This window comes from Psychrobacillus sp. FSL K6-2365 (assembly GCF_038003165.1).
GTDB classification, from domain to species: Bacteria; Bacillota; Bacilli; order Bacillales_A; family Planococcaceae; genus Psychrobacillus; species Psychrobacillus psychrodurans.
This window is the reverse complement of record NZ_JBBOOO010000001.1, coordinates 4,320,702-4,328,709: the sequence shown is the minus strand read 5'-3', so window position 1 is coordinate 4,328,709 and position 8,008 is coordinate 4,320,702. Positions and strand designations below refer to the sequence as shown.

Below are 8,008 nucleotides of genomic sequence, written 5' to 3'. Positions count from 1 at the left end.
TTATCTAGTCTCCTTTACTATAGATTTGATAGTTAAATCTCTTTTCTCAAAAATTTAAATATGTATAACAAAATTCGACATATACACAAATCCACCGATTGTGGATAAACTTTATAAAGTTATGGGAATAAACTTATCCACAGATTACTAACAACTGTGGATAAAGAAAAAGGGTGAAATATTTTTGAAAAAGTAAAACACAAATATCGTAACAAAAAATCATTGAGATTACAAGAATTTTAAGAGTTATCCACAATTATTTAATTATTAACAATTCAAGTTGTCCACAGTAGAATAATATGTGAAAAATATGTTCATAAGTGTTGTGGATAATTTTTAGCGAGATTTTTCTATGCACAAGACAAAAAAAAGATTCCCTTCTAATTGTGGATAACTGCTTGTTACTAAATAGATAAGAGAGAGTTAATGAAAGTCATTGACAAAACCACTGTAAGTTATATATAATATCGGAGACTGTCTTAAGAAGATTGAAGATGATCACTCAGGAGGTGTCATATAGATGAAACGTACATTCCAACCAAATACACGTAAACGTGCCAAAAATCACGGTTTCCGCGCACGTATGAGTACAAAAAACGGCCGTCGCGTAATAGCAGCCCGTCGTGCTAAAGGAAGAAAAGTATTATCAGCATAAGTCCACTGACCATTTCAGTGGTCTTTTTTTCTTTTAAAACGATTAGTTGGAGCTGGTGAGTAGATGAATAAGAAACAACGTATTAAAAAGAATGCAGAGTTCCAAACAATTTTTAAAAAGGGTAAATCCTTCGCGAATAGACAATTTGTAGTGTACTGCTTAAATAAAGAAGAAGATTATTATCGGGTTGGATTATCTGTCAGTAAAAAAGTAGGAAATGCAGTAGTCCGTAATCGTATTAAGCGATATATTAGACAAACCTTCCTTGAAATACATGATCAAGTTTTTCCAAACATGGACTATATTATTATCGCCAGAAATCCGGCGGCCAAGTTAGACTTTCATGAAACCAAAAAAAGTATGGAACATGTTTTGAAAGTAGCTAAAGTATTAAAGAAGAAAAGTTTGTAGTAACTTTTTATAGAAATGGTAAGATAATAAGAAGAGATATATAAGACTTATTAGGGGGAAGAAGGTTGAATAAACGTTTATCACTTGTACTATTATTAATAGTAACTACTGCCTTACTAGCAGGATGTACGGAATTTAATGAGCCAATCTATGATAATTCAGAAGGATTCTGGAATGAATATATCGTATGGCCATTAGTATCGTCTATTACGTATTTTAAAGAAATATTAGGGACATATGGTTTGGGTATTATTGCGGTAACGATAATTATTCGTTTAGTATTACTGCCATTAATGATTAAACAAACAAAAAGCTCTAAAAATATGCAAGAAGTCCAACCTGAATTAACAAAGTTAAAAGAAAAATATAGCTCAAAAGATGCTGTCACACAACAAAAGTATCAGCAAGAAATGATGGCACTCTTTAAAGAAAGAGGAATTAATCCTGCTGCTGGATGTTTACCCGTATTCATTCAAATGCCTATATTAATCGGTTTCTATCATGCAATTAGTCGTATGAATAATACACCCGAAATTAATCTTGGAGATTTTATAGGGTTTGCATTAGCAGAACCTAGTATTTTCCTAGCTATTCTAGCTGGTCTTATGCAATTAGTTGTTTTACGTACAGGTCCAGCTATGGATAATCCTCAAATGAAACTAATGATGTATATTATGCCATTTATGATTATGGGATTTGGTATCGTATTACCAGCTGCCTTGACTCTTTACTGGGTTATTGGAAATATTATTTCAATCATTCAAAATTTATTCATTTACAAACCTTGGAACAAACCAAAAACAGAACCTGTTAAAACGGGAGGACCAAAAAAATGAATCAGATTACACAAACTGCACCTACAAAAGAAGAAGCTATAACAGTTGCACTTGAAAAGCTTGGTGTTTCAAGAGATGACGTGTCAATTAAGGTAGTGGAAGCAGGTAAAAAAGGTTTTCTTGGATTTGGAACGAAGCCTGCAGTTGTTGAAGTAACTGTTTTGAATAAAGAGCAAGAAGTGATAGTAGAAAAAGTTCAAGAAAAAGAAAAAGTTAAAGAAGTAGCCGAACTAGGAAAGACAGTCGCAACAGAATCGGTTATAGAAGAAGAACCAATTAATATAGAAACAAATGAACAAGCAGTAGAAGAAACAAAAAACTATATAAATGAGATTGCAAAAGAAATGCATATTGATGACCTAGTTATAAATGAGAAAAGAGAAGGAAAGTTTATTCATCTTCACCTGAATAGCGAGAAGGCAGCTATCTTAATAGGGAAGCGTGGACAAACATTAAATGCTTTAGAAAACTTATCACAACTAGTTGCCAATAAGTTTTCTAATTCCTTTATCATTATTAAATTAGACGTTGGGAATTACCGCGAAAGAAGACAAGAGTCATTGGAGCAACTAGCAGAAAGAATGGCAGACAAAGCTATTCGGACTGGCAGCAAAGTTGAATTTGAACCGATGTCATCATTTGAGCGAAAAATAATTCATAATGCACTATCTGTGCGAATAGATATAGAAACTTATTCAGTCGGAACAGATCCAAATCGTTATCTAGTCATTGAACCAATTAAATAATCTTTCAACGGATTTCAGCTAAGTAATACACTGAAGTCCGTTTTTCTTGCTGTTTAACAAAAATTAGAGCATTAAAAATATGAGTAGTCTTTGGTGACAATAAAATAAATGAGTAGTACTCAATGAGAAAAACTAGAATATTCTATTATTAATAGTAAAATTCAAAAAAATGATTTTTGTAATGCTAGGTATTTTTGTTCACATATGTAAAAGTATCTATACTTCTGATTTTGGTTGTTTTATGGTATTGTTATATGTTAGATAGTCGTGTTCGTTTTAGTTATACACATGTGGATAAGTGTGGATTTGTAAGGAGGTGGACAACTGTGGAATTTGATACAATAACTGCTATTTCGACTCCAATGGGGGAAGGTGCCATTGCAATAGTTAGACTTAGTGGATCTAGTGCAATAGCTATAGCAAATAAGATATTTCGTTCACCAAACGGAAAAGATTTATTTGACCAGGCATCTCATACCATTCATTACGGACATTTAGTTGACCCAAAAACGAATGAGGTTGTAGAAGAAGTCATGCTGTCCTTAATGAAAGGTCCAAAAACTTTTACAAGAGAAGATGTAATTGAGATAAACTGCCACGGAGGATTAGTTTCTGTTAATCGTGTTCTACAGTTAGTATTAATTAACGGTGCCCGACTTGCAGAACCCGGTGAGTTTACCAAACGTGCTTTTTTAAATGGAAGAATTGACTTGTCACAAGCAGAAGCAGTAATGGATTTAATAAGAGCAAAAACAGATAAAGCAATGAATGTTGCACTAGGTCAAATGGACGGTCGATTATCAAGACTTATTGCAACATTAAGGCAAGCACTTTTAGAAACATTGGCGCAAGTAGAAGTAAATATAGATTATCCTGAGTATGATGATGTAGAAGAAATGACACTTCCACTGATGATCGAAAAGTGTACTTGGGTCAGCAAAGAAATTGAGAAATTACTTTTAACATCATCCCAAGGTAAAATTCTACGTGAAGGACTTTCTACTGCGATTATTGGAAGACCAAATGTAGGGAAGTCATCTCTATTAAATAGTTTAATACAAGAAAATAAAGCAATTGTGACGGATATAGCAGGAACAACGAGAGATATTATAGAAGAGTACGTTAATGTACGAGGTGTTCCATTAAAATTAGTTGATACTGCAGGTATTCGAGAAACAGAAGATATTGTAGAAAGAATTGGCGTAGAAAAATCTAGACAGGTACTAGCAGAAGCTGATCTTATATTGCTTGTATTGAATAGTGCTGAACAGTTAACGATGGAAGACCGAAGATTGTTAGAAACAATTAAAGGAATGGATTATATCGTTATTATCAATAAAACTGATTTACCAACAAAAATAGATATAAATGAAGTAAGAAATTTGTCTGGACATAAACGTATTGTTACTACTTCTTTACTAAAAGAAGAAGGTGTGGATGAATTGGAAGAAGCGATTGCCTCATTATTTTTTGAGGGTACAATCGAGGCTTCTGATCTGACTTATGTTTCAAATGCTCGTCACATATCTTTATTGACGTTAGCAAAATCTACTATTACAGATGCATTAGAAGCAGCACAGAGTGATGTGCCTGTGGATATGATACAAATTGATGTAACTAGAACGTGGGAAATATTAGGTGAAATAACAGGAGATACAGTAGAAGAAAGTTTGATTGATCAACTATTTTCACAATTTTGTTTAGGAAAATAAAAAACGAGAGGAAGTTACGAACATGCCGAAGTTTGAAGCGGGCAAGTTCGATGTGATTGTTGTTGGAGCGGGACATGCTGGCGTTGAAGCAGCATTAGCAGCTGCTAAAATGGGAGCAAATACCTTAGTTCTAACAATTAATCTTGATATGATTGCATTTATGCCTTGTAATCCATCGATCGGAGGACCTGCAAAAGGAATTGTTGTGCGAGAAATAGATGCACTTGGCGGGGCCATGGGAAAAGTTATAGACAAAACACATATTCAAATGAGAATGTTGAACACAGGAAAAGGACCTGCTGTTCGGGCACTACGTGCGCAAGCAGATAAAGTATTATACCAACATGAGATGAAACGCCTTCTAGAGGAACAAGAAAACCTAACTATTCATCAAGCTGTAGTAGAAGACTTAATAGTAGAAGACGATAAAATTGTAGGACTTGAAACGCAGGTTGGAGCAATTTATCGTGCAGAAACAGTCGTAATAACGACTGGAACATTCCTACGTGGTGAAATTATTATTGGGGATTTGAAATATTCAAGTGGACCAAATAATCAGCAACCTTCCATAAAATTAGCAGACAGTATCCGTGCATTAGGATTTGATCTAGTTCGCTTTAAAACAGGAACTCCACCGCGTGTAAACAGTAAAACAATAGATTATAGCAAAACAGAAATCCAACCTGGAGATGATGTTCCAAGAGCATTCAGCTTTGAAACAACAGAATTCATTATGGATCAATTACCTTGCTGGTTAACTTATACAAGTGAAACAACACATCAAATTATTAATGATAATCTACATTTATCACCGATGTATTCTGGTATGATTAAAGGAACTGGACCAAGATATTGTCCTTCAATTGAAGACAAAGTAGTCCGTTTTAATGACAAGCCACGTCATCAAATTTTCTTAGAACCAGAGGGAAGAAATACACGTGAGGTTTATGTTCAAGGATTATCTACAAGTCTTCCAGAGCATGTACAGCGTCAGCTTCTAACATCTATTCCAGGACTTGAAAATGCAGAAATGATGCGTGCCGGATACGCAATTGAGTATGATGCAATGGTACCGACACAATTATGGCCAACATTAGAAACTAAAAGAGTAAAAAATTTATATACAGCAGGTCAAATCAATGGGACTTCTGGATATGAAGAAGCAGCAGGACAAGGCTTGATGGCAGGAATAAATGCAGGTTTACGAGCATTAAAGAAAGAAGAAAAAGTGTTAAGTAGATCGGATGCATATATTGGTGTATTAATTGATGATTTAGTAACGAAAGGGACGAATGAACCTTATCGTCTACTTACTTCGCGTGCAGAATATCGGTTATTACTTCGTCACGATAATGCGGACTTAAGATTATTAGAAGTTGGGTATGAAATTGGTTTAGTTCCAGAAACACGTTATAATAAATTCTTAGAGAAAAAGAAAAGAATAGAAGATGAGTTAGCTCGGTTACGTTTGACAATGATAAAACCAAATGAAATAACCCAAGCTTTAATACGAAGTGTGGATGGTAGCGAATTGAAAGATGGAATTCGTGCTGCAGACCTATTAAAACGAACTGAAATGAATTATGATTTAGTAGCTCAATTATCACCTTCTGATGTAGAATTATCTTTAGAAGAAAAAGAACAGGTAGAGATACAAGTTAAGTATGAAGGGTATATTGAAAAATCTCTTCAGCAAGTAGAAAAACTTAAAAAAATGGAAGACAAAAAAATTCCTGAAAATATTGATTACGATGCTATCAATGGTATTGCTACAGAAGCAAAACAAAAACTAATGCAAGTCCGTCCATTATCAATTGCTCAAGCATCTCGTATTTCAGGAGTAAATCCAGCTGACATTTCTATTCTTCTTATATATATTGAACAAGGAAAAATAGCCAAAATCAGTGGATAGTCTAAAATGATGAGGAGAACTACATGAACGAAGAACAATTTGTACAAGCCCTTCATGAAAAAGGAATAGAATTGAGTAGTACACAAGTAGAACAATTTAAAATATATTTTAAGCTACTAGTGGAGTGGAATGAAAAGATGAATTTAACAGCAATAACTGACGAAGCATCAGTTTATTTAAAACATTTTTTCGATTCCATTAGTGCTTCTTTTTATGAAGATTTCACAGGAAAGTACTCTGTTTGTGACGTTGGAGCAGGTGCAGGGTTTCCTAGTATTCCTTTGAAAATTTGTTTTCCTAATTTAAGTGTCACAATAGTAGACTCATTAAATAAAAGAATTCAGTTTTTAACCCATCTAAGTCAGGAACTTGGGTTGACAAATGTTCATTTTGTTCATTCTCGCGCAGAGGACTTTGGACAAAATAAGGAATATAGAGAAAATTATGATATTGTAACTGCAAGAGCTGTCGCAAGACTTTCAGTTTTATCCGAACTTTGTCTTCCTTTAGTAAAAGTTGGAGGGAAGTTTATAGCAATGAAAGCAGCTAGCGCTTCCGAAGAACTAAAAGATGCTTCTAAAGCGTTATCCGTTTTAGGTGCAGAAAAAACTGCAGATTATTCATTTCTGTTACCAATAGAAAAAAGTGAAAGAACGTTGTATGTCTTTTCTAAAACTAAAAGCACACCGAAAAGATACCCTCGAAAACCAGGTATTCCAAACAAAACACCAATTATTTAATGAGGAACGTTCCACGTGAAACATTTAATGTATAATTACTTTAATCGTGAATATTTTGTGTATAGAGTTTCGAAAAGGTGGTGCGAGTAAGATGAAAAGTCCGTTTTCACGTTTTTTTGGTAGTTCTGAAAAACAAGGGCAGGAAGAAATGATAGAGCCAAGACAAACCCATTTAGAAGAAGTTTTAAATATTTCAATTGATAAAATAGTACCTAACAGATATCAACCGAGAACTGTTTTTGATGATGATAAAATAGAAGAACTAGCAAGAACCATTCATACTCACGGAGTGATTCAACCAATCATTATACGTAAGATGGATGAGGATGAAAAGTACGAGATAATTGCTGGAGAACGTCGCTTTAGAGCAATGACTAAGTTAAAATGGGCAGAGGTTCCAGCAATAATCCGTAATTTAAGTGATAAAGAAACTGCTTCTATTGCATTAATAGAAAACTTACAGCGTGAGGAACTAACAGCTATAGAAGAAGCAGTAGCTTATCAAAAATTATTGAAATTGCATGATTTAACTCAAGAAGCATTAGCGCAACGTCTAGGTAAGGGACAATCTACAGTCGCAAACAAACTGAGATTATTAAAGTTACCTCAAGAAGTTCAAGAATCTATTATGAAAAAAGAACTTTCGGAAAGACATGCTCGTGCCTTAATGGCTGTTAAAGAAAAAGAAACGCAACTAGAACTGATGAACATGTCTATTGAAAAACATTGGAATGTGAAGCAGTTAGAAGAAAAGGTTAATGAAATTATTAACCCACCAGTAAAAAGTGGTAAAAAGGATAAATCAAAAAGAAAATTAGTAAGTAAAGATGTCCGTATTGCATTAAATACGATTAAACAATCTCTCTCAATGGTAACAAAAAGTGGTATTGACATTAAAACAGAAGAAGAAGATACAGAAGAGTTTTATCAAATTACAGTAAAAATACCTAAAAAGAAATCATAATATACTATCTTATTTCAACTCTCGCAACTAAT

At 33.9% G+C, this 8,008-nt stretch carries 8 protein-coding genes; all 8 read left to right on the top strand.

Annotated elements, in window-relative coordinates:
- Positions 1 to 520 precede the first annotated feature (520 nt).
- The 8 genes from rpmH to noc all read left to right on the top strand — a co-directional run bounded on the left by rpmH (position 521) and on the right by noc (position 7,976).
- The gene (rpmH, locus tag MKY29_RS21970) at positions 521 to 655 is read left to right on the top strand and encodes a 50S ribosomal protein L34 (protein ID WP_090567297.1); all 135 of its coding nucleotides are present in this window, start codon (positions 521 to 523) and stop codon (positions 653 to 655) included.
- 63 nt (positions 656 to 718) lie between these two features.
- Complete coding sequence (rnpA, locus tag MKY29_RS21965) at positions 719 to 1,066, top strand: ribonuclease P protein component (RefSeq protein ID WP_090567300.1); 348 nt, start codon at positions 719 to 721, stop codon at positions 1,064 to 1,066.
- Positions 1,067 to 1,131: 65 nt separating this feature from the next.
- Positions 1,132 to 1,902 carry a membrane protein insertase YidC gene (gene yidC / locus MKY29_RS21960; protein WP_090567303.1) on the top strand — a complete coding sequence of 257 codons (771 nt, stop codon included), beginning with the start codon at positions 1,132 to 1,134 and terminating at the stop codon, positions 1,900 to 1,902.
- Entirely contained in the window at positions 1,899 to 2,648 is a 750-nt protein-coding gene (jag, locus tag MKY29_RS21955) for an RNA-binding cell elongation regulator Jag/EloR (protein ID WP_093495575.1), read from the top strand. Before yidC ends, jag begins: the two co-directional genes overlap by 4 nt.
- Before the next feature lie 326 nt (positions 2,649 to 2,974).
- Positions 2,975 to 4,360 carry a tRNA uridine-5-carboxymethylaminomethyl(34) synthesis GTPase MnmE gene (gene mnmE / locus MKY29_RS21950; RefSeq protein ID WP_093495574.1) on the top strand — a complete coding sequence of 462 codons (1,386 nt, stop codon included), beginning with the start codon at positions 2,975 to 2,977 and terminating at the stop codon, positions 4,358 to 4,360.
- A 22-nt stretch (positions 4,361 to 4,382) separates the two neighbouring features.
- A complete protein-coding gene (gene mnmG, locus MKY29_RS21945) occupies positions 4,383 to 6,272 on the top strand; it encodes a tRNA uridine-5-carboxymethylaminomethyl(34) synthesis enzyme MnmG (protein ID WP_090567312.1) in 1,890 nt (629 codons plus the stop codon).
- A 23-nt stretch (positions 6,273 to 6,295) separates the two neighbouring features.
- Entirely contained in the window at positions 6,296 to 7,012 is a 717-nt protein-coding gene (gene rsmG, locus MKY29_RS21940; protein ID WP_090567315.1) for a 16S rRNA (guanine(527)-N(7))-methyltransferase RsmG, read from the top strand.
- 91 nt (positions 7,013 to 7,103) lie between these two features.
- Entirely contained in the window at positions 7,104 to 7,976 is an 873-nt protein-coding gene (gene noc, locus MKY29_RS21935) for a nucleoid occlusion protein (protein ID WP_090567318.1), read from the top strand.
- The last annotated feature ends 32 nt before the right edge of the window (positions 7,977 to 8,008 follow it).